Source organism: Litorilinea aerophila, assembly GCF_006569185.2.
In the GTDB taxonomy this organism is placed as follows: Bacteria; Chloroflexota; Anaerolineae; order Caldilineales; family Caldilineaceae; genus Litorilinea; species Litorilinea aerophila.
In genome coordinates this window covers 1-24,871 of record NZ_VIGC02000047.1, presented here as the reverse complement: position 1 = coordinate 24,871, position 24,871 = coordinate 1, and the positions used below count along the sequence as shown (strand labels likewise).

General features: G+C 65.2%; 18 protein-coding genes and 1 pseudogene. 8 read left to right on the top strand and 11 right to left on the bottom strand.

The window, feature by feature from the left end:
* A pseudogene (locus tag FKZ61_RS24160) lies at positions 1–1,331 on the top strand (hypothetical protein); the annotation flags it as partial.
* 91 nt (positions 1,332–1,422) lie between these two features.
* Here the strand turns inward: FKZ61_RS24160 and FKZ61_RS22660 are convergent.
* From FKZ61_RS22660 to hemA, 9 genes are all read right to left on the bottom strand, one after another.
* Positions 1,423–3,399 carry a cation:proton antiporter domain-containing protein gene (locus FKZ61_RS22660; RefSeq protein ID WP_141612430.1) on the bottom strand — a complete coding sequence of 659 codons (1,977 nt, stop codon included), beginning with the start codon at positions 3,397–3,399 and terminating at the stop codon, positions 1,423–1,425.
* Between the two features lie 58 nt (positions 3,400–3,457).
* The gene (locus FKZ61_RS22655) at positions 3,458–4,441 is read right to left on the bottom strand and encodes a tyrosine-type recombinase/integrase (protein WP_141612429.1); all 984 of its coding nucleotides are present in this window, start codon (positions 4,439–4,441) and stop codon (positions 3,458–3,460) included.
* Positions 4,442–5,162: 721 nt separating this feature from the next.
* Positions 5,163–6,455: a glutamate-1-semialdehyde 2,1-aminomutase gene (hemL, locus tag FKZ61_RS22650; protein ID WP_141612428.1), complete on the bottom strand. Its 1,293-nt coding sequence runs from the start codon at positions 6,453–6,455 to the stop codon at positions 5,163–5,165.
* Between the two features lie 17 nt (positions 6,456–6,472).
* Positions 6,473–7,432, bottom strand: coding sequence for a ferrochelatase (hemH, locus tag FKZ61_RS22645; RefSeq protein WP_141612427.1), 960 nt, complete (start codon positions 7,430–7,432; stop codon positions 6,473–6,475).
* A 77-nt stretch (positions 7,433–7,509) separates the two neighbouring features.
* Positions 7,510–8,637 (bottom strand): uroporphyrinogen decarboxylase, encoded by a 1,128-nt coding sequence (hemE, locus tag FKZ61_RS22640; protein WP_141612426.1) that lies wholly within the window; start codon positions 8,635–8,637, stop codon positions 7,510–7,512.
* A 16-nt stretch (positions 8,638–8,653) separates the two neighbouring features.
* Positions 8,654–9,445 (bottom strand): chlorite dismutase family protein, encoded by a 792-nt coding sequence (locus tag FKZ61_RS22635; RefSeq protein ID WP_141612425.1) that lies wholly within the window; start codon positions 9,443–9,445, stop codon positions 8,654–8,656.
* Between the two features lie 177 nt (positions 9,446–9,622).
* Entirely contained in the window at positions 9,623–10,741 is a 1,119-nt protein-coding gene (hemB, locus tag FKZ61_RS22630; RefSeq protein WP_141612424.1) for a porphobilinogen synthase, read from the bottom strand.
* A complete protein-coding gene (gene hemC, locus FKZ61_RS22625) occupies positions 10,738–12,462 on the bottom strand; it encodes a hydroxymethylbilane synthase (RefSeq protein WP_170200192.1) in 1,725 nt (574 codons plus the stop codon). The genes hemB and hemC overlap by 4 nt, the downstream gene beginning before the upstream one ends.
* A complete protein-coding gene (gene hemA / locus FKZ61_RS22620) occupies positions 12,459–13,790 on the bottom strand; it encodes a glutamyl-tRNA reductase (RefSeq protein ID WP_170200190.1) in 1,332 nt (443 codons plus the stop codon). The genes hemC and hemA overlap by 4 nt, the downstream gene beginning before the upstream one ends.
* Positions 13,791–14,183: 393 nt before the next feature.
* Here hemA and thrH point away from each other — a divergent pair, with 393 nt between their 5' ends.
* The 7 genes from thrH to glgP all read left to right on the top strand — a co-directional run bounded on the left by thrH (position 14,184) and on the right by glgP (position 21,684).
* Positions 14,184–14,804, top strand: coding sequence for a bifunctional phosphoserine phosphatase/homoserine phosphotransferase ThrH (thrH, locus tag FKZ61_RS22615; protein ID WP_229964368.1), 621 nt, complete (start codon positions 14,184–14,186; stop codon positions 14,802–14,804).
* Positions 14,791–15,384, top strand: a complete 594-nt coding sequence (locus FKZ61_RS22610) for a flavodoxin (RefSeq protein WP_141612421.1) — start codon at positions 14,791–14,793, stop codon at positions 15,382–15,384. The genes thrH and FKZ61_RS22610 overlap by 14 nt, the downstream gene beginning before the upstream one ends.
* A gap of 3 nt (positions 15,385–15,387) precedes the next feature.
* Positions 15,388–15,888, top strand: a complete 501-nt coding sequence (locus FKZ61_RS22605; RefSeq protein WP_211358697.1) for a hypothetical protein — start codon at positions 15,388–15,390, stop codon at positions 15,886–15,888.
* Between the two features lie 286 nt (positions 15,889–16,174).
* Positions 16,175–16,618, top strand: a complete 444-nt coding sequence (rpiB, locus tag FKZ61_RS22600) for a ribose 5-phosphate isomerase B (RefSeq protein ID WP_141612420.1) — start codon at positions 16,175–16,177, stop codon at positions 16,616–16,618.
* 8 nt (positions 16,619–16,626) lie between these two features.
* Positions 16,627–18,180, top strand: a complete 1,554-nt coding sequence (zwf, locus tag FKZ61_RS22595; RefSeq protein ID WP_141612419.1) for a glucose-6-phosphate dehydrogenase — start codon at positions 16,627–16,629, stop codon at positions 18,178–18,180.
* Between the two features lie 36 nt (positions 18,181–18,216).
* Complete coding sequence (gene pgl, locus FKZ61_RS22590; RefSeq protein WP_170200188.1) at positions 18,217–18,996, top strand: 6-phosphogluconolactonase; 780 nt, start codon at positions 18,217–18,219, stop codon at positions 18,994–18,996.
* Positions 18,997–19,128: 132 nt separating this feature from the next.
* A complete protein-coding gene (gene glgP / locus FKZ61_RS22585; RefSeq protein ID WP_141612417.1) occupies positions 19,129–21,684 on the top strand; it encodes an alpha-glucan family phosphorylase in 2,556 nt (851 codons plus the stop codon).
* 233 nt (positions 21,685–21,917) lie between these two features.
* Here glgP and FKZ61_RS22580 read toward each other — a convergent pair whose 3' ends face one another.
* The gene (locus FKZ61_RS22580; protein ID WP_141612416.1) at positions 21,918–24,122 is read right to left on the bottom strand and encodes a hypothetical protein; all 2,205 of its coding nucleotides are present in this window, start codon (positions 24,120–24,122) and stop codon (positions 21,918–21,920) included.
* Between the two features lie 294 nt (positions 24,123–24,416).
* The gene (locus FKZ61_RS22575) at positions 24,417–24,620 is read right to left on the bottom strand and encodes a hypothetical protein (protein WP_141612415.1); all 204 of its coding nucleotides are present in this window, start codon (positions 24,618–24,620) and stop codon (positions 24,417–24,419) included.
* Positions 24,621–24,871: the final 251 nt, after the last annotated feature.

Here is a 24,871-nt window from a genome sequence, read left to right as displayed (position 1 = left end):
TGACGGTGGACGAGGAGGGTCACTGGCGCCATGAGCTGACCTTCGCCACGGCAGGCATCCAGTACATCGGCTGTCGGGCAGTGAACGGGGAGGCGGTGCCGCCCCGGCTGAGCTCCTACGTGGTGGTAGCGCCGCCGCCCACGCCCACACCCACCGAGACGCCCACGGCTACTCACACGCCGACGGCGACGGTGACGCCCACCTTCACCGAGACACCCACAGCGACACCAAGTCCTACGGCGACGGCTACCTTCACCCAGACACCCACGGCCACGCCGAGTCCGACGGAGACGCCAAGTCCCACGGCCAGCCCCACCGCGACGGCTACCGCGACGCCCACGGCGATGCCGTCGCCCACCCCAACGGCCACGGGGACAGCTACTTTCACGCCGACCCCGACGGCCACGGAGACGCCCACAGAAGCGCCGACCGCTACCCATACATCGACGGCGACTCCTAGCCAGACGCCAACCGCGACCCCGACGGCCACTCCAACCGCCACGTCCATTCCCTTGCGCCTGGTTCGCTCTGACCTGAAGGTGGACGAAGCGGGTATCCATCACCTGGTTTTGGAGGGGACAGCCTCGCCGGGGCAGCAGGTGCAGGTGGCCGTCAACGGAACTGCCATCATGACGCCCACGGTTTCCGTGGAAGGGATCTGGTCTGCCAGCGTGGAGCTCCCCGAAGCCGGCGAGTACACAGTGACCATCGAGGAAGTGGCCGGGGATGGCACTGTGCTGGCCGTAATCGCTACGGTGCAGGTCGCTGTACCCACACCGACGCCCACAGCGACTGCAACCTTGACGCCCACCCATACGCCCACAGCGACACCGGTACCCACCGCGACGCCCACCGACACGCCGACGGCCACTCATACACCGACGCCAACTTCAATGCCCACGGCCACAGCCACTCCCACCCAGGCGCCTACGGCGACACCCACGGGTACGGCCACCTGGACCCCAATGCCCACGGCGACAGCTACTGCCTCGCCTACGGCGACCTCCACCTCTACGCCTGCACCCACGCCAACCTGGACGGCGACAATTTCGTTGCTGCCCACGGTGACACCGACGCCGGCGCCTACGGTGACCGCCACCTGGACCCCGATGCCCGCGGCGACAGTCACAGCTACGTTCACGTCCACGGTCCTGCCGCCGGCTGCCGCACTGCCCCCAGCTACCCCCACCCAGACTGCTACCGCCGTCCCCGCCCTGCCCGGCACCGGGATCTCGTCCTGGTCCGTTGGGTTGCGGGTCTTCAACGTGGTGTTGGTGGTTCTGGGTGGAATCGTCGCCGCTGCGTGGTTCGAGCGCCAGCGACGCAAATAGCGCTCCAAGCCACTCGCGGGCAGTGCAGAGAAATTTTCTCTGCACTGCCCGCGAGCCAGCGGCATTCTTGTGCGATAGCCCCTCTTCTATGCTACCCCTCTCCATCCCGGTGGGTGTGGACCAGCTGCTCAAAGGCGGCCAGTTGTGCGCTGTTGCCCAGCACGGCCACCCGATCCCCTGGCGCCAATCGAAAGGTTGCATCCGGGTTGGGGTGAAGCTCCTGCCCCCGCATGATCGCCACCACGGACGCGCCTGTCCGTCCACGGATGTGGGCATCCTGCAGGGTCTGGCCGATCAACGGGCTGTGGGGTGGCAGGGAGAACCAGGCAAGCCGCATGGCGCGCTGGGCATGGTGCAACTCCGCAATCGTGTGGTAGTCGGGGTGCACCTCGTAGAGGGGCGCGTACAGCTCCTGGCGCACGGCATCGATGAAGCGCTGGATGTCCGGCGCGGCGATATCCAGATGCAGGAGGGCCTGGCGGGTAATTTCCAGGCCGGCCTCGAACTTGGGCTGCACCACCTCGTAGACCCCAAGCTCGTGCAGCCGCTTCATCTCCTCGACACTCTCCGCCCTGGCCACGATGTGCAGGTCAGGCCGGATCTGGTGGACATGTTGGACGATGGCCTGGGTCACCTGGAGGGAGGGAACGGTGATCAACAGGAGCCGGGCTTGGTCGATGGCCGCTGCCTCCAGCACCACGGGATGGCTGGCATCCCCATAGATGACAGGGATGCCCTGGGCCTGGCAATGTTCCAGCCGTTGATGATCCAGCTCGATGGCCACAAAGCGGAGCTTCAACTGGCGCAAGACCTGCGAAACATATTCGCCCACCTGACCTGCACCGGCGATGACCACATGATCGTGAAGGCCCTCTTGGGGCAGGTTCATCGTCTGCAGGGGCTCCTGGGGGAATTGCCTGCGCCAGAGGCGGTAGACGGGCCCCGCCGCTCGGGCCACAAAGGGCGTCAGGATCATGGTGATCACCGCCACCGTCAGGATCAGGGAGTAGAGATCCCGGTCCACTGCGCCGCTGCCTACGCCCACCCGCGCCAGCACAAAGCCGAATTCCCCGATCTGGAACATGGTTAGCCCCAAGGCAATGGGGACAATGTTGCCGTAGCCGAAGAGGGGTGCCAGACCGGTAAAGATGACCGCCTTGCCCACCGCCACCAGCAGTACCATGAGCAGCACAGTGCCCAGGTTGGCCATCAGGTAGGTAGGATCCAACAACATGCCCACGGAGGCGAAAAAGAGCAGGCCGAAGAGATCCCGCAGGGGGATGATATCCGTGAGTGCCTGGTGGCTGTAGTCGGACTCACTCAGGACCATGCCGGCCACGAAGGCGCCAAAGGAAAAGGAGAGACCGAACAGGTACGTCACATAGCCGATGCCCAACCCCAGGGCGGTCACAGCCAGCAGGAAGAGTTCCCGGGAATTCCAGCGGGCAATGTGGCGCATGAGCGCGGGGATCAGTCGGGTGCCCACGAAGACCATGCCGACCAGGAAAATGGCCGCCCGCACCGCCGCCCAGGCCAGCTGTGGCAGCCCACGCTCCAGGTCGCTGAGCTGGGGGAGGATGATCATCAGGGGCACTACCGCCAGATCCTGGACGATGAGCATCCCCACCATCACCCGGCTGGCCAGGGTGCCCAGGCGCCCCAGGCTCATCAAGGTCTTGAGGATGACCATGGTGCTGGAGAGGGAGATGACGCCGCCGAACCAGAGCGCAGGGATCCAATCCCAGCCCATCCACCGGCCCAGGGACCATCCCAGGGCCATGGTCAGCAGCATCTGGATGGGGGTGCCCACTAGAGCGATGCGCCGGACGGGCTGCAGCTCCCGGAAGGAAAACTCGATGCCCAGGGCAAAGAGCAGCAGGGCGACGCCGATCTCCGCCAACAGCTCGATATCGTGGATCTCCGTGACCGTGACGCCCCCGGTATAGGGGCCCACCAGGACCCCGGCCACGATGTAGCCCAAGATCAGGGGTTGGTGCAGTCGCTGGGCGATGAGGCCACCCAGGAGGCCGGCGACGACAATGATGGCAATATCGGTGGCAATACCCATGAAGGCTCCTTGTTGGTTGGCTCATCTTCGCACCCATTTGGGAGATGAGCCTGTTGGTTTAGTAGAGATCATCCGTCAGGCCCGGCTCCAGCTCGTCCAGCACGTAGTGGCGCACGGTGGTCTCCAGGCGTTTGTGGCCCAAGGCCTTCTGGGCCATGCGGATATCCTTGCGGGCCAGTTGGGTGCCCACGAAGCGGCGGAAGTCGTGGGGTTTCACTTCTTCCATCCCGGCCTGCAGGCTATACTTGCGGACAATCCGCCACAGTGCGACGGCCGACAGGGGGCGGTCAGAAAGGCGCTTCCCGTCGTTGCCACGGCCGTCGAAGGCAGTGAAAACGTACTCGCTGTCCACGGGGCGGGCCGCCAGCCAGGCAGCGATGCGCGTGTGGGCCTCCCGACTGAGGGGCGCCTCTCGGAATTCCACGTCGTTCTTCCCCCGAACCAGCACCACGTACCCTCGGCCTTTCCGTCGGATTTGACTGCACTTGAGGCTGGCCAGCTCGCTGACCCGCAGGCCGCCGCTAGCCAGGGTGGCCAGGATGGCGCTATCTCGCAGGCCAATGAGCTGGCTGGTGTCTGGCAGCTCACAGATATCGCGCATGGCCTCCGGCTCGATGCGGGTGCGGGCATTCTGCTTGATGCGGTCTTTCAGCGCGGCCGCCTTGACCCCACTGACCTGGGCGAAGCTGAGGGCGACCTCCTGGCCGATATACCCCTGGGCGGCTGCCTCCTTCATCAGGCGCTTGACGGCGCTCAGCATGCGGTTGATGGTGTTGGGGCTCATGTCGGTGGACTGGGCCAGGTGGCTGCGCCAGCGGGCCAGGGTGGCCGCGTCCACCGCCTGGTCGAAGGAGCCGGCGAAGCGCAGGTATGCCTCGAAATCCCGCTGGTACATGGCGATACTGGAAGGGGCCAGCTGGCCGGCCAGGATGGTGGCGGCGAAGGGTAGGGGGGACTCGCTCCCCTGAAGGTTCCCTGGACGTTGTTCCATCCAGAGGTTGTTCGCATAGGGTATAAGCTGTTCATTCCTTTTGTCACTCATCTTGCTGGCTTACCTCTCTATGTGGATGCTCCGTCTTCGTGGGGAGCCGTCTATATTTTTAATTAATCTATTGGACAGATAATAGCCCAAATGAGCCCGGTTGTCAACCACGATTTTGCCTCCCCAAACAGTCAAGGATTTCCGCTATGGCTTCTTCCCCTGGGGATCTTGTGCCATCTGTGAGGCTCGAACCTCTATCTTCGGATAGTCATATGGCGCCTGGTAGGGGAGGGGAGAGCCAATGCGGTCCGGTTGTATTGCCGAGGCTTCGCTGGAGTTCAGCCATGCTTTCAGCGCGCAGTGGAGCTTACGCTCGCGAGGGCCGGGGCCGGATAGTCGTTGAGGGAGGGGCGAGTCGTCTGAGGTGGGATGCGCAGGCGTTCACTCGGCCAGGGCCAGGGAGCAAACAGCGCGTGGTTGGTATTGGTGCACTGCACGAAATACTATGCGAAATACACCCCGTTCTCGAAGGCATGCCCTTCATTGCTCAATAAAAGGGTCATTTAATTAAGCTATTTCCTTCCTGCGAAAAGGGGTTCGGTTACCGCTGAGACACAGAGGGCTCAGAGAAAACGGGACACTGGCGCCAATCTTATGGTTGACGCGGGGAAAACAGAGGGGCACAGCTGCGGGGATCGTACTGCAGAGGCGAAGAGGGATACCCCAGGTAGCGAGTCCCAGCTCCCCCCGGGGTATCCCTGCGGTGCGCTTCAGTCTTGACTCAGTTCCGGGTGGCCTCAAAGGCCCGGGACGCGGCTGCCACGGTGGCCTCGATTTCGGCCGTGCCGTGGGCTGTGGAGATGAAACCTGCTTCAAACTGGGACGGCGCCACGTAGACGCCGTTCTCCAGCATGGCCTGGAAATATTTCGCAAAGCGTGCTGTGTCCGCCGCCCTGGCCGATTCCCAGTCCACCACCGGCCCTTCCGCAAAGAAGAGGCCAAACATGGTGCCTACTCTACTACACGAAATGGGCACCCCAGCCGCCCGGGCCGCCTCCGTTAGTCCCGCCACCAGGCGCTCTCCAGCGGCTTCCATCCCCTCCCACACACCAGGCTCCCGCAGGACGCGCAGGGTCTCGATGCCCGCAGTCATGGCCAGCGGGTTGCCGGAGAGGGTCCCGGCCTGGTACATGGGGCCCAGGGGCGCCACCATCTCCATGATCTCCCGCCGGCCGCCATAGGCGCCCACCGGCAGCCCCCCACCGATGACCTTGCCCAGGGTGGTCAGGTCCGGCTGGATGTTGAAGAGGGTCTGGGCGCCTCCGGGATGTACCCGGAAGCCGGTCATCACTTCATCGAAGATGAGCAACGCGCCGTCGTCGGCGGTGAGTTGTCGCAGCCCCTCCAGGAAGCCCGGCCGAGGCGGTACCAGCCCCATGTTGCCGGCCACCGGCTCCACGATGACCGCGGCGATCTGCCCCGGGAAGGATTCGAACAGGCGTTCGACGGCCTCCAGGTCGTTGTAGGGCGCGGTCAGGGTATCCGCCACGGTGGCCGGCGGCACACCCGGTGAGTCCGGCAGGCCCAGGGTGGCAACGCCAGAGCCAGCCTGCACCAGGAGCATATCCGCGTGGCCGTGGTAGTTCCCCTGGAATTTGACGATCTTGGTGCGGCCGGTGTAGGCCCGGGCCAGGCGCAGGGCGCTCATGGTGGCCTCGGTGCCGGAGTTGACGAAGCGGATCATCTCGATGTTAGGCATCAGCTCCATGACCAGGCGGGCCAGCTCTACTTCCTGGGGACAGGGCGCGCCGTAGCTGGTGCCGTTGACCAGCGCCTCCTGCAGAGCCTGCACTACCCGGGGATGGGCATGCCCCAAGATCAGGGGACCCCAGGAGAGGACGTAGTCGATGTAGCGGTTGCCGTCTACGTCGATCAGGTAGGCGCCTTCGCCCCGGGCAATGAAGAGGGGCTGGCCGCCCACCGCCCGGAAGGCCCGCACCGGGGAGTTGACCCCGCCCACCAACACTTGTTGGGCCTGGGCAAAGAGGTCCTGGGATTTCGCAATGGATGGCATGATCGCTAACCTTTCTGTTAATCCCCCAGCCACGGAGCGGCCTGTTCCTGGATCAGGTCCACCAGCGTCTGGATGAAGCGGGGATCGGTGTTGAGGGCCGGCGGCCGTTCCAGGCGCACGCCATGGGCCCGAGCCACTTCCTGGGCCTCGATGTCAATGTCGTAGAGAATTTCCACATGGTCGGCCACAAAGCCCACCGGCACGCTGACGATGTTGCGGATGCCCTGGCTGGCCAGGGCCGGGATGTGCTCCTCCAGTTGCGGTCCCAGCCAGGGTTCCGGGCTGCGTCCGGCGGACTGATAACTCCAGGACCAGCGGGGCGGCTCGCCGGGCGTGTCCAGGCCAGCCGCCTGGGCCACCAGCCGGGCCGTCTCCCGGAGCTGGCTGTCGTACGGGTCCCCCATGCGGAGGATGCGGGTGGGCAGGCTATGGGCGCTGAAGACCACGTGCACCGTCTCCCGCTCCTCTTCGGGCCAGCGGGCCAACCCCTCCCGCACCCGATCCGCCAGGGCCTGGATGTAGAGGGGGGCGTCGTGGTAGGAGGAGATGTGGCGGAATTCGATGGAGCCGTGGTACATGGCCAGGCCGTCGGCGATCTTTTCCTGGTATTTGGCGATGCTCAGCTTGCTGAAGTGGGGTGCGAGCACCAGGCTGATGGCATGGGTGATGCCATCCTCCACCATCTGGCCCACCACCTCTTCGATCCAGGGCGCCCAGTGGCGCATGCCCAGGTAGCAGCGGAAACGTTCCGGATCTAGCCGGGCCTGCACCGCGGCCACCTGCTGTTGGCTGATTTCCAACAGGGGCGATTTGCCGCCGATGCGGCTGTAGTTGTGGGTGATCTCCTCCAGCACGGCTGGCGACGTGGGCCGGCCGTTGCGAATGTCCGCCAGGTAGCCTGGTATTTCCTCCAGGGAGTTAGGCCCACCGTAGGCCATGATCAAAACGCCGATGGGATAGTGTACTTTTTCTCGCATGTTCGTTTACCTGATATGAAGTCCTAAGTCCTGACTCTGGACTGCGGACTCCGGACTCCGGACTTAGGACTCCGAACTTAGGACTTCCCCGCCGTTTTCTCGCGCACGTATTCCACCAGCCGCTGCACGTTCTCCTCGGGGGTGTTGGGGTAGATACCGTGACCCAGGTTAAAGATGTGGCCGGGGCGCGGTCTCCCGTCGACCTGGGCCCGGTCGAGGACGTCGTCGATCTGGTATTTCAACTCCCGCCAGGGCGCCAGCAGGGCCGCCGGATCCAGGTTGCCCTGGATGGGGCGGCTGTAGTCGATCTGCGCCCAGCACCAGTCCAGGGGCATACGCCAGTCCACGCCCAGGACATCACCGCCACAGGCTGCCACTTCCGACAGGTAGGCCGCGGTGCCTGTGCTGAAGTTGATGACCGGCACGCCGGCCCGCTTGAGCATGTCGAACAGGGCCTTGTTGTAGGGCTGGACGAAGCGCACGTAGTCCTGCTTGCCCAGGGCCAGGCCGGCCCAGGAGTCAAAGACCTGCAGGGCCGCGGCGCCAGCCTGGGCCTGCTTGATCAGGTAGTCGCCCTGGACGGTGACCAGCTTGTTCATCAGGCGCCGCCAGGCTGCCGGCTCCCGGTACATGAAAGCCTTGACCCGGCTGTAGGTCTTGGAGCCTTCCCCCTCCACCGCATAGCTGGCCAGGGTGAAGGGCGCGCCGGCAAAGCCGATGAGAGGCACCCCGCCGAAGGAGCTCTCCAGCTCCCGGGTCACCAGCCGAATGGCCTCCAGGGTGGCGCCCATGGTCTCTTCCGCCGGCGGGGTGGCCAGCCGGTCCACGTCGTACGGCCGGGTGATGGGGTTGAGGATGCGGGGCCCTTCCCCCTTGACGAACTCCAGCTGCAGCCCCATGCCGATCAGTGGGGGCAGGATGTCCGCGAAGATGATGGCGGCGTCGAAGCCGAACTTGCGGATAGGCTGCAGGGTCACCTCCGCGGCCAGCTCCGGCGTGCGGATGATCTCCAGCATGCTATGGCGGGCCCGGATGGCCCGATACTCGGGCATGTAGCGGCCGGCCTGGCGCATGAGCCAGATGGGCGTGTAGGGGGTGGGCAGGCCACGGCAGGCCCGCAGGAAAGGGGCCTGGGGCTCCGGGGCTTCCTGGACCTCTCCTCCCGCTTGCGCGGGGCGCCCCCCGCGAATGGCTGTTTGCTCCATGTTCTCCTCGTTCTCTTTAGGGTGTTGCGGCCGGCGCCTGGGCAAAGGCGGGCAACTCGCATTGCCAGGCCACCCGCCCCACGAAGAAGGGGCCCAGGTGGGCCAGGTGCAGGGATGTCTGCTTGGTCTTGCGCATGCGCTGGACGATCATGGACAGGGGATAGAGCTCGGGGCCCAGCAAGGCCACCACAAAGTCGTTGTCGTTTTTGTCCAGCCCCTGGCAGGCCAGGCGAATGTCGTAGCCCAGGCCGGCCCGGCCAAAGGCCCGGCCGATGCCACCGTGCTCCATCAGGATCACGTTCTGCTCCTGGGGGGAGAGCTGTTCAAAGGAGCCGGAGCGGCGCAGGGGATACCAGATGACCCACGGCAGCTTGGGATCGCAGAGCCGGCGCAGGGGCCGCCGAATCAGGGTCTCGTCCAGGTCCGGCTCATAGCCGATGCTGTAGGTGCGCCCCAGCATGGTGTATTCGGGCTTGGGCGTCAGGCGGCTGAAAGGTGGCCGGTTGAAGAAGCGCCGCAGCTCATCTACGAAGTAGTCGGGCGTTTCGCTGAAGGTGACCAGCCCCACGCCCCTGGGGTCGTTCACGTCCTCGTAGAGGACGCCCTGCACCCGCTCCGCCTGGAGGGCCGTGATCAGGCGCCGGGTGTCGCTGCAGTCGCCGAAGGCCATGAACTGCATGAAGAGCCGCCGGTTGCTGGAAATAACCTCGCCGGTGGCGCTTCGTCCCTTCTCGCTCAGATCCACATCTTCCAGCGTGTTGGGAGCCTCCCGCTCCCGGATCGCTTCGAGGGTCTGGGGTTTAGCCATGGTAAATCCTCATTCTGATACGATTTCATTCAAGATGTTCATTCAAGATGGGCCAAGGTCAAATCGGACGCTGACCCGCGCAGATGAACGCGGATTAGAGCAATTCTCTCCTGCATTTCGCTGCGGCTTTGCGCCCTCTGCGCCTTTGCGTTGAAAAATGTCCTTTTTGCAGTGGCGTCATTTGTGGATCCCCCCCTCCGACAGCCACCTCACCGCGTCCCGGGCGTGGTAGGTGATGATCAGGTCGGCGCCGGCCCGCTTGATGCCTGTGAGGGTCTCCAACACCACGCTGCGCTCATCCAGCCAGCCGTTGGCGGCCGCCGCCTTGACCATGGCGTACTCGCCGCTGACGTTGTAGGCCACCAGGGGCAGCTGGGGGAAATGGGTGCGCAGCCGATGGATCACATCCAGGTAGGCCAGGGCCGGCTTGACCATGAGGAAATCTGCCCCCTCGGCCACGTCCAGCGCTGCCTCCCGCAGGGCTTCCCGCGCGTTAGCCGGATCCATCTGATGGGTCCGGCGGTCGCCGAACTTGGGCGCACCTTCGGCCGCTTCCCGGAACGGGCCGTAGTAGGAGGAGGCGTACTTCACCGCGTAGGACATGATGGGGATGTGGCTGAAGTCGTGCTCGTCCAGGGCCTGGCGCAGGGCCTGGACCATGCCGTCCATCATGCCGCTGGGCGCGACGATGTCCGCACCGGCCTCGGCATGGGAGACGGCCACCCGGCCCAGGATGGGCAGGGTCTCGTCGTTGAGGACGTAGCCCTCCTCCAGATGGGGATGGGGGCGCGCCTCTGGCCTGTCCCCCTGGTTGAGCAGGCCGCAGTGGCCGTGGTCGGTGTACTCGCACAGGCAGACGTCGGTCACCACCACCAGCTCCGGCACTGCGGCCTTGATGGCTCGCACCGCCTGCTGGACGATGCCGTCCGGGGCAAAGTTTTCTTCCCCCACCGGGTCCTTGTGGGCCGGAATGCCGAAGAGGAGTACCGCCGGGATCCCCTCCCGAGCCACTGCCTCCGCCTCCCGCACGGCCTGGTCCACCGAAAGCTGGGCCACGCCGGGCATGGAGCGCACAGGACGACGCACGCCCTGGCCGTGGGTCACGAAGAGGGGGTAAATGAAATCGTCCGGGCTGAGGTGGGTTTCCCGGACCATGGCCCGCAGCCCCGGGGTGGTGCGCAGGCGCCGCGCCCTGTAGGCCCCCGGCGCCTGGGACGCGACCGCCGTCCGTCCGGCTTCGGCTGTGGGCGCCGTCTGGGCACCCGGGGAGAGTCGAAATGACTTTTCTTCAATCATGTTTTGCCTTCCTCTTCAAAATAGGCCACCAGCGCCTGGATGAGGCCGTCCACGCTGTGCTCTTCTGCCACCACGTGCACGGGCAGCCCCAGTTCGCCCACCACCTGGGCAGTGACCGGCCCGATGCAGGCAATCACGGCCTGGCGGCAGAGCGCGGCCAGGTCCAGGCCGGACTCCTGGCGCAGGGCCGCCACGAAATGGCGTGCCGTGGAGCCGCTGGTGAAGGTGATCACGTCCACCCCCTGGGCCAGGGCCTGGATGCCTGCCTCGTCGATGGGGGCCGGCACGGTCTGGTAGATGGGCAGGTCGTCGACCCGCGCGCCCCGCGCCCGCAAGATCTTGGCCACTTCTGGACGTCCCTGGGCCGCCCGGGGTAGCAGAATCCGACGCCCCTGCACCGGTTCCAGCGTGGCCGCCAGGGCCTCCCCCGTGTGCCGGGCAGGGACAAAGTCCACAGGAATGCCCCGCTCGACCAGGGCCTGGGCCGTGGCCGGCCCCACAGCCGCCACACGGACCCGGGCACCCTCGGGGCGCAGCAGGGCCTCTCGCCCCAGGACGGTCGCCTGTTCCCAAAAAACTTGAACCCCATTGGCGCTGGTGAAGAGAATCCAGTCGTAATGCGCCAGCCGTTCCAGCGCTTCCCGGAATGGGGCCAGGTCATCCACGGCCACGATCTGGATGGTGGGGAGCTCCACCGGGACGGCCCCCAGCGACCGCAGACGCTGGCTGAACTCGCCTGCCTGTTCTGCGGCCCGGGTGATCACCACCCGCTTCCCCTGCAAGGGGGAGCGCCCCCTGGACGCGGCCGCTGCATCCAGCCGGCGGCGGACCTCTTCGGCCAGACGCCGGGCCAGCGCGTAGGGGTCCGCGTCCCGACCGCGCACCCGGGCCACCGCCGGACTGCTCCCCGGGGCCGACGTCCCAGGCTGGGAAGCCAGCAGCGCGTCCATAAGCAGCAGCCCCGTGTCGTCCTGCCGGGCCCAGGCGGCCACGGGCGCGGCGCAGCCACCGCCCAGCGCCTGCAGGAAGGCCCGCTCCGCGGTTACTGCCGCCCGGACTGCCCGGTTGTCGATGGCGGCCAACAGGTTCAACGTCTGGGTATCGTCCGCCCGGCATTGCACGGCCAGGGCCCCCTGCCCCGGGGCCGGCAGCATCACCTCCAGGGGCAGCCACTGGCTGATGGCCTCCTCCAGGCCCAGGCGCTGCAGGCCGGCCGCAGCCAGCACCGTGGCGTCATATTCGCCGGAGAGGACTTTGCGGATGCGGGTTTCCACGTTGCCCCGGATGGTGCGAAAGGTGAGATCCGGCCGGTAGGCCTGGAGCTGGGCCTGTCGGCGCACGCTGCTGGTGCCCACCACCGCGCCAGGCGGCAGGGTCTCCAGGGTCCAGCCGTTGCGGGCCACCAACACGTCCCGCACATCGGCCCGCCCCACGATGGCGCCGATGGTCAGGCCGGGCGCGTCCTCCACGGGCAGGTCCTTGAGGGAGTGGACGGCCAGATCGATGCTTCCGTTGCGCAGGGCCGCTTCCAGCTCGGCCGTGAACAGCCCCTTGCCGCCGATTTCAGGCAGGGCTTTGTCCAGGGTCTGGTCGCCCCGGGTGGTGAAGGGTTCCACCTGGCAGACCAGGCCGGGCCAGGCTACCTGGAGCAGGCCGGCCACGTGTTCCGTCTGCCAGCGGGCCAGTTGAGAGCGGCGGGTGCCCAGGATCAGGGTGATCACCGGGCAGCTCCTGGCTGGGCGCTCTCGGCTTCGCCGGTGCCCGGCTCCGTCAGACCAAAGAGATCCCGTACGGTCGAGGCGTAGACTTCTGCCTGGCCGTTTTGGGCCTGTTCCTTGAGGCGAACGGTGGGCTCGTGGAGGAGCTTGTTCACCAGGGCCCGGGAAAAGTGGTGGAGCTGCTCCACCACGGCCGGATCCACGTCGCCCAGGTGGCGCAGGGCCCGGGCCAGCTCCGCCTGGCGGATGGCCTCGGCCTTCTGGCGCAGGTCCACCACCACGGGGCGCATGGCCAGCTCCCGCATGGCCAGCTCCAGCGCGGCCATCTCCTGCCCGATGATGGCCTCCACCCGGGGCACCTCCTGGCGGCGGGCGCTCAGGGCTGCATCCAGGCTCCCCATGAGATCGTCCACGTCGTAGAGGAAAACCTGGGGAAGTAGGGCAACGGTCGGCTCCACATCCCGGGGCACGGCCAGGTCCAACAGCAGCAGGGGGCGTTCTGGCCGTTGGGCCATGGCCTGGTGGACCATCTCCGCGGTGATGATGGGGGCGGGGGTGGCGGTGGCGCTCACCACCACGTCGGCGGAAGCCAGCATCTGGGGGAGGTCTGCCAGGGAACCGGCCTCCCAGCCTGGCTGTTGGGCTGCGGCCTGTTGCGCCCGGGCGACCGTCCGGTTGAGGAGGGTGACCCGGGAGAGCTGGCGGGCGGCCAGCCCCTTGGTGGCCAGCCGTCCCATCTCGCCCAGGCCGACCACCGCCACGTGGCGGCTGCGGAGGTCGCCCAGGCGCTTTTCGGCCAGGGCAATGGCCACGGAGCTGATGCTGGCCGGGTTGGTGCCGATGGCCGTCTCGGTCCGGGCCCGTTTCCCGGTGCGAATGGCGGCGCGAAAGAGGGTGTGGAGGACCGGCCCCACCAGGGGCGTCTGGGCAGCGGCGTTGTAGGTCTGGGTGATCTGGCCCAGGATTTGAGACTCGCCCAGGACCAGGGAGTCCAGGCCAGCAGCTACCCGAAAGAGGTGTTCCGCCACCTGGAGGCCCGTGTGGCAGTAGAGGTGGTCGGCGAACTCGGCCTCGGGCACCCCGGTTCGCCGGGCCATCAGCCGACGCAGGGCAGCCAGCATTTCGCGCGGATCCGTGTCCGTTCCGCCTGGGTGGCTGGCGTAGAGTTCCAGGCGGTTGCAGGTGGAGAGGACGAGCAACTCCTGGAGGGCAGGGGGGCGTTCTGCCAGGAGGGCTTCCGGCTCATGGGCCAGACAGCTCAATCGCTCACGTAGCTCAACTGGAGCCGTTCGATGGCTCAATCCAACGCAGAGGAGTTGGGCAGTTGGCATTCCGTGTGCGTGGGGCATGATCAACCTCGGTAAACTGGCGTGATAAAAGGCGTTAAATTCTATTGAAACCTCATGAAATCTCAGTCTTTGCCAGTTTACTCAATGGATCCCAGGGCGTCAAATGTGGGCGCCCGTTTGTCGTGACGGTCGTGACAGTCGTAACAACGTGACGGCGTGGCTGGGTTCTGTTTGGGCCACGGCCGGGGACATCTTTTGGTTTATCAGTTTCTCGTTTGGTAGACTGAATCTATGGCCAGCGGGACATAGCCGTACCGGAGGATGCCCACGCCGCCCCTGGCCAACAATCGTTATAGACTGACCATCATTATTCATCCATAGATTACACCAATGGCACAAATTACACCGACAGAGAAGGAACAGCGGCCGCCATTGTTGGCGACGGACCTTGAGGGCATCTTGTTGCCCGAGATCTGGATTGCGTTTGCCGAAAAGACCGGGATCGAGCAGCTTCGCCTGACCACCCGGGATGTGGCAGATTACGACGAGCTGATGCAGATGCGCCTGGGCATTCTGCGGGAGCACCGCCTGACCCTGGCGGATATCCAGGCGGTGGTGGATACCATGGAGCCGCTGCCAGGGGCAGTGGACTTCCTGAACTGGGCCCGGGCCCGGCTGCCGGTCATCATCATCACCGACAGCTTCTATGAGCTGCTCACCCCCTTCCTGCCCAAGCTGGTCTACCCCACCATCTTCGCCCACAGCCTGACCGTGGGGCCAGATGGGCTCATTGAGGGGTATCGTCTGCGCCTGCCCCATGGCAAACGCCGTGCCCTGCGCACCTTCCGGGAGCTGGGTTTTCGGACCCTGGCTGTGGGCGATTCCTACAACGATGTGGCCATGTTGGCCGAGGCGGACCGGGGGATCCTCTTCCGGCCGCCGGCCAATGTGAGCGCCGAGTATCCTCAGTTCACCGTCACCCAGGGCTACGGGGAGCTGCAGGATCAGATCGGCCGCTTTTTGACCGACGCGGTCATCTCCCATGGAGCCGATTGAGCCGAAGGAAACACAGCAGGAGGGGCAGGATGAGCCCGGCGAGCCGGTCATCGGCCTCTTCTACGGCAGCACCGATGGCAATACCGAAGCCGTGGCCCGGGAGATCCAGGCTTGTTTTGCCCGTAAGGGCTACGACCTGGTGGAGCTGGTGGATGTGGCCGAGTACTACCTGGCGGAGATGCTCGAGTACGACCACCTGATCCTGGGCATCCCTACCTGGAATGTGGGGCAGCTGCAGCGGGACTGGGAAGCAAGCTTCGAGGAACTCGACGAACTGGACCTGACCGGCAAGCAGGTGGCCATCTTCGGGTTGGGCGACCAGGTGGGCTACCCGGACACCTTCGTGGATGCCATGTGCTTCCTGGCCGAGAAGGTGGAGGAGCGGGGCGCCACCCTGGTCGGTGCGTGGCCCACCGAAGGATACCACTTCCGCCAGTCCTGGGCCGTGCGGGAGGGCCGGTTCATGGGGCTGGTGTTGGATGAGCTGAATCAGCCGGAGCTGACGCCCGGCCGGGTGGAGCAGTGGGTGGAACAGCTCATCCAGGAATTTCAGTTGAAGCGGGAATCGGGTGAAGGATAAGCCATGAGTCAACAGAGCACATCCCGGCAGGACGAAGGCCTGTGGGCCGCGCTGGTGAGCCCGGCCGGCTACATTCTGGCCGTCTCCTATCCGGTGCTGGCCCTCTCCACGGGGGCCCGAGCCCTCTACCAGCTTTTCGTGCGCACGGACATCGTCTATCACTTCCCGGCCATCATGAGCGGTGTGGCCGCCCTCTGCTACCTGACCGCCACCATCGGCTTTGCCTACCGCCGCCGCTGGTCCTGGTGGCTTTCGGTGGCGGTGCTGGGCTTTGAGACCCTCATGACCCTGCTGGTGGGCACCTGGAGCTTCATCGATCCGGCCACGGTGGGGCGGACCGTCTGGCGCCACTTTGGCGAGGACTACGGCTATTTCCCCCTCTTCCAGCCCCTGTTGGGACTCCTGTGGCTCTTCTGGCCCCAGACCCTCCAGCTCTACGGGTTCCGGTCTGGCCGGGCGGATGCGGAGCAATGGTCTGAAGCCCAGGATTCACCCCGGGGGTGAGGTCCTCTGCTCCCAGGCCAGCGCGGACCCGTATGCCTGATTACCTACAAATGGCCTATTCTTGGTTACCCTGGTACGGGTGGTTTGTACCTTGAGCATTTCACGATAGCTATCCATGGGCGGGGTGAGCGTCCTCAGATGCGGCTCCGTTTCGTCTGGGTCGGCATCTGAGGATGCCGACCCCGCGTGGTGGTAGCCGGTGTGGGGAGTGAGCGTTCCCAGATGCAGCTCCGTCCCATGTCGTTTCTGCAGTGGACTCATAGATGACACAGAAGGAGTCACTCTTATGCGTGTGGCCGTGGGGAACGATCACGCGGGCCTGTCGCTAAAGGCCGCGGTGATCGACGAGTTGGAGAAACTGGGGCATGAGGTGTTGGATTTCGGCACCAATGCCTCGTCGTCGGTGGATTTCCCAGATTTCGCCACGCCGGTGGGCCAGGCCATCCAGGGAGGACAGGCGGAGCGGGGCATCCTCATTTGTGGCTCTGGGGTGGGCATGTGCATCGCCGCCAACAAGATGCACGGCATCCGGGCCAGCGTGGCCCATGACACCTACAGCGCCCACCAGGGGGTTGAACACGATGGCATGAACGTCCTCTGCCTGGGGGCTCGCATCGTGGGCGACGAACTGGCCCGAGAACTGGTCCGCGCGTTCATGGGCGCCTCCTTCCAGCAGGAGGAGCGCTTTATCCGCCGCCTGAACAAGGTGAATGCGCTGGAAGGGAAGTAGGCGAGACCATGAAACGCATCGAACAGCCCGTCGTCATCGTGGTCTTCGGCGCCTCTGGCGACCTGTCCAAACGCAAGCTGATCCCGGCCCTCTACCAGCTGGCCTACCAGAATCTGTTGCCCGCCAACTTCACCCTGTTGGGTTTTGCCCGCACGCCCTACACCGACGACGAGTTCCGGGAGTTGGCCCGGGAGGGTGTGACCCAATACAGCACCGCTGGCTTTGACGAGCACCTCTGGCGCTGGTTCTCCCAGAACCTCTTCTACATGAGCGGGAACTACGACGACCTGGAAAGCTTCCAGGCCCTGGCCAAACGGCTGGAGGAGCTGGACGCGGAGCGCAACACCGGCGGCAACTACCTCTTCTACCTGGCCACGCCGCCCAGCGTCTTCAAGCCCATCACCAGCCTCATCGCCGAGACGGGCCTCTGCTGCCGCACCTCCGCCGATCATCTCCGGCGCATCGTCATCGAGAAGCCCTTCGGCCACGATCTGGAAAGCGCCAAGGACCTGAACCAGCACCTGTTGAACCTGTTCGACGAGGATCAGATCTACCGTATCGACCACTACCTGGGCAAGGAGACGGTCCAGAACATCCTGGTCTTCCGCTTCGGCAACGGCATTTTCGAGCCCATCTGGAACCGCAACTATGTGGATCATGTCCAGATCACCGTGGCCGAGACCCTGGGCATCGGTGACCGGGGTGGCTACTACGACAAGGCCGGCGCCATCCGGGATATGCTCCAGAACCACATGATGCAGCTCCTGGCCCTGACGGCCATGGAGCCGCCGGTGGCCTTTGACGCCGAGGATGTGCGGGATCAAAAGGTGAACGCCCTTCGCTCCATCCGTCCCCTGGATCCCGAAGAGGTGGACCAGTGGGTGGTGCGGGCCCAGTACGGCCCCGGCGTGAGCGAGGGCCAGGAGATTCCCGCCTACCTGGAGGAGAAAGGGGTCGATCCTCACTCCACCACGGAGACCTATGTGGCCTGGAAGACGGAGATCGACAACTGGCGGTGGAACGGCGTGCCCTTCTACCTGCGCACAGGCAAGGCCCTGGCCGGCAAAGTGACCGAGATCAACATCGTCTTCCGCAAGCCGCCCCTGATGCTCTTTGCCAACCTCATCGCCAACCCCAACACCCAGGTACCGCCCAGCAATGTCCTCACCCTGCGCATCCAGCCGGACGAGGGCATCCGCCTGACCTTCGACGCCAAGCGGCCCGGACCGGCGGTTAACGTGGAGCGGGTGGCCATGGACTTCTCGTACAGCGAGAGCTTCGGCAAAGACCCCGGCGACGCCTATGAGCGGCTGCTGCTGGATGCCATCCTGGGGGACACCACCCTCTTCATTCGCCGGGACGAGATCGAGGTGGCGTGGGAGCGGATTACCCGCATCCTCAATGGCTGGAAGATGCAGGAAGAAAAGGCGGCCCAGGCCGGCAAACGCCTGCGCCTGCCCCGCTACGCCGCCGGCACGTGGGGCCCTAAAGAGGCCGATGAGCTGCTGGCCCGGGATGGCCGCTACTGGCGTAATCCCCACACGGTCAACCCCCGGCGCTAACGCTCCGGCCAGTTCAGAAAGGAACAGGCTCTGCCCGTGGATCAATCCCAACCCCGCCCACCCCAACGCACCGTAGAGGTCGTGGCCGACCGGGATGCCCTGACATATGTGGCTTGCGAACTGGTGACCGCCGCCGCCAACCTGGCCATTGGCCTGCGGGGCGTCTTCACCATCGCCCTGGCCGGCGGCTCGACCCCCAGGCCCCTCTACGCGGCCCTGGCCCGGGATCCGGACATCGACTGGAAGCGCTGGCGCATCTTCTGGAGCGACGAGCGCTGCGTGCCGCCCGATCACCCGGACAGCAACTACGGGATGGTCCACCAGGTGCTCCTGAGCCAACCTGGGGTGAAGCCTCAACTGGTCATGCGCATGGCCGGTGAGCTGGAGCCCGAGGTAGCGGCAGCCAACTACGAGGCGATTGTGCGGGAGTTGGTGCCCGCTGCCTACGACCAGGTCACCGGCGATCGCCCCCGCTTCGATCTCATCCTCTTGGGGATGGGCGCCGACGGCCACACCGCCAGCCTCTTTCCCCACACACCGGCCCTGGCAGAACAGGAACGACTGGTGGTGGCCAACCCGGTCCCCGCCCTGCAGACCACACGTTTGACCTTCACCTTCCCGCTCATCAACGCTGCCCGCCGCATCCTGGTCTTGGTGAGCGGTGCCGACAAGGCCCAGGCCCTTCACGATGTGCTGGTGGGTCCCCACAGGCCGGATGCCCTGCCTGCCCAGGCCATCCACCCGGTTGCCGGTCAGGTGACCTGGCTGGTGGATGAAGCGGCTTTTCACCTGATCGAGGAAGATATGGCCGAATAGTCCATCTCGGCGACAATCGATTCGGTTTACCACTCTTCCAACATTCGCTATAATCTCACCCATGCATGGTGCCGACCGTGCTGTCGGACCGGGTGCTTTTATTGTTTTTTATCAAGGAGTCAATACCACCCTATGAATACGATTGGCAAAATCACCGTTCTCCCCAAGCTGCCGCCGGCCATTGCCCGGCTGGAAGAGCTGGCCTACAACCTCTGGTGGAGCTGGGAGACTTCGGCCCAAGATCTGTACGCCCGGCTGGATCCCGCCCTGTGGGAGGCCGTCAACCACAACCCGGTGAAGATGCTCCGCTCCGTTCGGCAGGATCGGCTGGATGCGGCGGCCGCCGATCCGGAGTACCTCCAGGCCTACGAGCGGGTGCTTTCCGCCTTTGACGCCTACATGGATCCCCACGCCGACACCTGGTTCCGCCGGGAATTTCCCGACAGACAGGATCAGGTCATCGCCTACTTCAGCGCCGAGTTCGGCCTGCATGAAGCCCTGCCCATCTACAGTGGTGGGCTGGGCATCCTCAGCGGTGACCATTGCAAGGCAGCCAGCGACCTGGGCCTCCCCTTCATCGGCGTCGGCTTTCTCTATCCCCAGGGCTACTTCACCCAGCGCATCGACGCCGAGGGTCGCCAGCAGGCAGAGTACGAAAAGATCGACTTCGCCGAAGTGCCCGCGGTGCCGGCCCGGGATCCCCAGGGGAACGAGGTCCTGGTCCAGGTGGAGTTGCCAGGCCGCCGTGTCTTCGCCAAGGTCTGGCGCATCCAGGTGGGGCGGATCCCCATCTTCCTGATGGATACCGACGTGGAGAACAACGCACCCCAGGACCGGGAGCTGAGCGCCCGGCTCTACGGCGGCGACCGGGAGATGCGCATCAGCCAGGAAGTGGTGCTGGGCATCGGTGGCGTGCGCGCGGTGCGGGCCCTGGGCTATGCGCCCGCGGTGTGGCACATGAACGAGGGCCACAGCGCCTTCCTGGGCCTGGAACGGGTGCGGGAGATGGTCCAGGGGCAGAAGCTGAGCTTCGACGAAGCGGTAGAGGCCGTCCGGGCCGATACCCTCTTCACCACCCATACGCCGGTGCCCGCGGGCAACGACGCCTTTGCCTTCGACCTGGTGGAGAAGTTCTTCAGCCACTATTGGGGGCAACTGGGCATTGACCGGAACCGGTTCATGGACTTCGCCCGCCAGGAGCTCCCCTGGGGACCCCAGTACAGCATGACCGTGCTGGCCCTGCGACTGAGCGGCTTCCACAATGGCGTCAGCCGCCTCCACGGCCACGTCAGCCGGCGCATGTGGCGTTTCCTCTGGCCCGGCACCCCCACCGAGCAGGTACCCATCGGTCACATCACCAACGGCGTCCACACCAAGACCTGGCTGGTCCAGGAGCTGAAGGACCTTTACCTGCGCTACCTGGGGGAAGGCTGGCAGGAACAGGTTCAGGATCCGGCCCTCTGGGAGGCGGTGGACCAGATCCCGGATCAGGAGCTCTGGGCCGTCCACCAGCAGCGCAAGGAGCAGCTGATCCAGCTGGTGCGGGACCGGCTCCAGCAGCAGATGGTGCGACATGGCGAGGGGACCCGCCGAATGGACCTGGCCGGCCAGGTCCTGAATCCCAATGCTCTGACCATCGGCTTTGCCCGTCGCTTCGCCACCTACAAGCGGGCCACCCTCATCTTCCGGGACATCGAGCGGCTCAAGCGGCTGCTCCACGATCCAGAGCGGCCCATCCAGATCATTTTCAGCGGCAAGGCCCACCCCGCCGACGAACCGGGCAAAGCCCTGATCCAGCAGATCTACCAGTTGAGCCAGCAGCCGGAGTTTCAGGGGAAGATCATCTTCCTGGAGAATTACGACATCAACATCGCCCGGCACCTGATCTCTGGCGTGGATCTCTGGCTCAACAATCCCCGCCGCCCCCACGAGGCCAGCGGCACCAGCGGCCAGAAGGCAGCCCTGAGCGGCGTGCCCAACTTCAGCGTCCTGGACGGCTGGTGGGTCGAGGGGTATGATGGCACCAACGGCTGGGCCATCGGCGAGGAGCGGGAGTACAAGGACCAGGAAACCCAGGACGAGGCCGATGCCTTGAGCCTCTACAGCACCCTGGAAAATGAGATTATCCCCCTGTTCTACGACCGGGGGGCGGACGGCGTGCCCCATGGCTGGGTCCAGAAGATGAAGAATGCCATCCGCACCTGTGCCCCCCGCTTCAGCATGCGCCGCATGGTCATCGACTATGTGACCCAGTACTACCTGCCGGCTGCCGAGAAGCACGTCGCCTTCACCGCCGACGGCTGTGCCCTGGCCCGGGAGCTAGCCGCCTGGAAGGCCCGCATGCGCCAGATCTGGCCCTCCCTGCAGCTTCAAGCCTGGCTGGAAGGCAACAGCGAGCTGCGTATCGGCGACGGCGTCACTGTGGAAGCCCGCCTGCGGCCGCGGGATATGGCCGGGACGGATGTGGTGGTGGAAGCCGTCTACGGCGAGCCGAATGAAGAAGGGGACTGGCGGGCGCCCCAGGTGCTTCCCCTGGAGCCGGTGGGGAGCGAGGGCGACGCCCTCTGTTTCCGGGGTCGGCTTGTCCCCGATAGCAGCGGGCAGTTTGTCCTGGGTGTGCGGGCGCGCCCCCACCATCCCCAGCTCGTCCACCCCTATGAGATGGGCCTCAATCTGTGGGCCGGGTAAGGGAGCCTTGAATCCGATACTTTTCGCCACTCTGGAAACCATCCGCCGCCGCAAGCGGCAATGTCCCGTCTGCGGCCATCGTCAGTACGTGCCGCCGGAGAAGAGCCGCTCGCCGGTGCTTTGTACGGTTTGCGGCGCCCATATCCCTCCGTCGGCGGCAGGTCGTCGCAAGGCCGGCGGTTCTTCGCAGTCTTCGGGAGAGACGTCCAAGAAGTCCCGCTGAAGAACTTGACTCAGGGATGGACCTCCAGGGTCCAAAATTCGCCGGCATAGCTGCCCACGAAGAGATGATACGAACCATCGGCCAGGCGAGGTGAGACGGCCAGGTCGGTGAACCCGTTGTGGTAATCCCGATTGGCGGCCAGGCGTGGATCCGGCCAGGGACGCCACGTCACGCCGCCATCGGGGCTCTGCCACAGGTTGTAGTCCCCCAGCACATAGACCGTCGGATCCCTGGGATAGTCCGGTGCAGTGGCCAGGGCCAGAAAGTAGGTGCCCGGCGGCGGCGTCAGGGACGCTGTCTGCCAGCTCTGGCCGCCGTCCTGGCTGTATTCCAGTCGCCGGCCCTGGTCGGCCAGGCGCACGTCCGGTGGCGTAGGCGGCCTCGCCGGAATCATCGCCTCAGGAGGCGGCAGGCCGCTCTCTTCGGTGGCCGTCATCACCAGGGACCAGTGCAACCCGCCGTCCTCCGAACGAAAGAGCCCCGCGCCCCGTTCCCAGGGGATGAGGCGGGTATACCGGGCATAGGCCAGCAGGCGCTGGTCCTGGCTGAACTGGCTGGACAGGGCCAGGTCGTAGACCCGCAGGAAGCGCAGACCATGCCACAGGGGTGTCCAGTGGTCGCCGCCGTCGGTGGAGCGCCACACCCCTTCCCCTTGTTGTTCACCCACGAAACCGGCGGCGAACAGGGTCTGGTCCTGCCCATACGCCGGTGAAAAAGCCAGCTTCAATTGGAGGCCATCCCCGGTGGGCAGCCCGCCCTGGAGTCGAGTCCAGCTGTGGCCGCTGTCACGGCTTCGATAAAGCTGCCCCCCGCCCACGACGGCAAAGACAGTGGTATCCCGGGCATAGTCCGGCGAGGGTTGGATGGCCGTGACCGGCTGTTCCGGCAGCGGTTCTGGCAAGGGGGCGGGCCCACTTTGCACCGGCCCGCCCCGGGCAGAGAGCACCAACAGGGCCTCGCCCTCTCCGGCCGACCGTTCTGGGTCCGCCTGGGTCGCGCCGAAGAGGAGGTCGGCGGCCAGGTCATAGGCCAGCAGGCAAAAGGCGGGTACCCGGCTCACCGGCGTCAGCGTGGCCAGGTCGATCACGTAGCCCTGCGCCGTGATGGCCTGGTGGGTAGCCGGATGGATGAAAGTCAGCGCCAGACCGTCTCGCCAGTCCAGGAGGTGGCCATCCGCATCCAGCACCCGCAGGTTGCGGTAGACCACGTAACGGATGTAGAGGTCCTGACGATAGACCCGTCCCTGTACAGCCGGCGCCAGGAGCGGCTGGCTGCCACAGGTAGGCAGAAGGTCGGGGAGGGCTTCCCCCTCGGGATCCAGGGGCTGCAATGTTCGTGCGTCAAAGTAACGGGGCGGGGGATACAGCCCGGGTCCCCCACCGGTGCTGATGGGCTCCACCTCCACCACCAGGAGGTTGGCTTCGGGGAAGAGATGCCCATCGCGGACGGCCAGGCAGCCCACGCAGCCGGGAAAGGGCTGGGTCTGAAGTTCCGGCAGCAGACCCCCCGTCACCTGAAGCCGATCGGGATCCGCTGTGTAGACCGTATCGGCCAGAATGAAGAGTTCATTGCGCAGGGGATTGTAGACAGGGATGCCCGGCTGTGGAATCTCGCCCAGGGGTTGCAGGGAGGCGCCGTCATAGACCCGCACGTTGTCCGGTGTGGGCTGGCCCGGATATAGCCGCTGGCCGGTAAAGAGACGATGGCCGTCCACGTCCAGGGACACGTAGCGGCTGTTCGGCAGAGTGCCCACCAGTTGGAGCGTCTCCGTGTCCATGACCATCACGGCCGGCGTTTCCCCAGGAGGGAGGATGCCATCGCCCGGTGCCACGTAGAGGCGCCGGTGGGTTTCATCCAGGGTCAGCTCACCGCTATAAGGCAGGCGAGCCAGAGGTTGACCGCTCTCTGCGTCCAGCACGTGGAGATACCCGGCGGTGTCGGTGACGTAGATCCGTCCCTGTTCCCCATCGTAGCGAAGGTCCTGCAGGCTGGCTCCAGGCGAGACCAGCTCCACCCGTCGCAGCAGGCGAGGATAGGTGGACGGCGTCAGGTCTTCAGCCGGGTTGGCGGGGCTGGGGGACGGGGCCACAGGTGACATCCCAGGCATGGGGACGCTTCCCTGGCAGGCTCCCGTCACCAGGAGGAGGGCCGCCGCGGCGACAAAGCGGGTGACAAGGCGCAGGAGGCTCCCGGTTGGCTCCACTTTCGCGGTCATGGCGGCACCTCTTCCTTTCTCTCCCCCCGTCCTTTCCCGTCATCGCCCGATCGGCAGAAGACGTGGGTTGGGGACACGGCTGGACAATTTCCCGTATGCGCCTATTGTCCTCCCTTCTCGGTGACTTGCCAAGTTGATGGCAAGCCCCCAATGCAAAGGTGCCCGGGTCCAACTGGACCCGGGCACCTTACTGATACCCAACAGACTGCGACGTAAGCCCGACAGGTTTCTGCGGGGAGCCTGCCCCCAGGGCTGGCGGCGTCGTTGCTGGCCTTGCAGGCCGGCACTGGGCGGTTACTGCACTTCCCCCCAGCTCAACTGTGTGCTGTCTTGTCTGATGCGGGGGACGGTACGAAGTTCGGACAGCCTATTTTCCAGTTCAACAGCGGCGACGTCATCTTGCTGGTTGAGCTGCCCGCTACGAATAACAGCGGCGATGACAACGATCGATGTAAGACAAGAAATAGCACCGAACGTGAGAAGAATGGCAGTAAACATGGCTGGCTCCTTCTGTTCAACCTGTCCGCGATGGCCGTTGGGCGACAGTGCACTTGTATCATAAGGCCATTGCCTCGGACCCGCACGCGACAAATGTCGTATTCGCCTTTTGCCGAACTGTGGACCCATGGTTCGCTCAAATCTAGATGGGTTTAGCAGATTGTAGTAAACTCTCGCCATGAGCGAGAGACTGATAGTAACGAATGAACGAGTAGATGATATTCCCTTGCTGCTGGCCCAGATGGAACGGA

Coding starts and splice junctions, on each gene's coding strand:
- FKZ61_RS22635 (WP_141612425.1), bottom strand. CDS start 9,445: ATGGCTAAACCCCAGACCCTCGAAGCGATCCGGGAGCGGGAGGCTCCC.
- hemE (WP_141612426.1), bottom strand. CDS start 8,637: ATGGAGCAAACAGCCATTCGCGGGGGGCGCCCCGCGCAAGCGGGAGGA.
- FKZ61_RS22655 (WP_141612429.1), bottom strand. CDS start 4,441: ATGAGTGACAAAAGGAATGAACAGCTTATACCCTATGCGAACAACCTC.
- hemA (WP_170200190.1), bottom strand. CDS start 13,790: ATGCCAACTGCCCAACTCCTCTGCGTTGGATTGAGCCATCGAACGGCT.
- hemH (WP_141612427.1), bottom strand. CDS start 7,432: ATGCGAGAAAAAGTACACTATCCCATCGGCGTTTTGATCATGGCCTAC.
- rpiB (WP_141612420.1), top strand. CDS start 16,175: ATGCGTGTGGCCGTGGGGAACGATCACGCGGGCCTGTCGCTAAAGGCC.
- zwf (WP_141612419.1), top strand. CDS start 16,627: ATGAAACGCATCGAACAGCCCGTCGTCATCGTGGTCTTCGGCGCCTCT.
- FKZ61_RS22580 (WP_141612416.1), bottom strand. CDS start 24,122: ATGACCGCGAAAGTGGAGCCAACCGGGAGCCTCCTGCGCCTTGTCACC.
- glgP (WP_141612417.1), top strand. CDS start 19,129: ATGAATACGATTGGCAAAATCACCGTTCTCCCCAAGCTGCCGCCGGCC.
- hemB (WP_141612424.1), bottom strand. CDS start 10,741: ATGATTGAAGAAAAGTCATTTCGACTCTCCCCGGGTGCCCAGACGGCG.
- FKZ61_RS22605 (WP_211358697.1), top strand. CDS start 15,388: ATGAGTCAACAGAGCACATCCCGGCAGGACGAAGGCCTGTGGGCCGCG.
- hemL (WP_141612428.1), bottom strand. CDS start 6,455: ATGCCATCCATTGCGAAATCCCAGGACCTCTTTGCCCAGGCCCAACAA.
- FKZ61_RS22575 (WP_141612415.1), bottom strand. CDS start 24,620: ATGTTTACTGCCATTCTTCTCACGTTCGGTGCTATTTCTTGTCTTACA.
- FKZ61_RS22660 (WP_141612430.1), bottom strand. CDS start 3,399: ATGGGTATTGCCACCGATATTGCCATCATTGTCGTCGCCGGCCTCCTG.
- FKZ61_RS22610 (WP_141612421.1), top strand. CDS start 14,791: ATGGAGCCGATTGAGCCGAAGGAAACACAGCAGGAGGGGCAGGATGAG.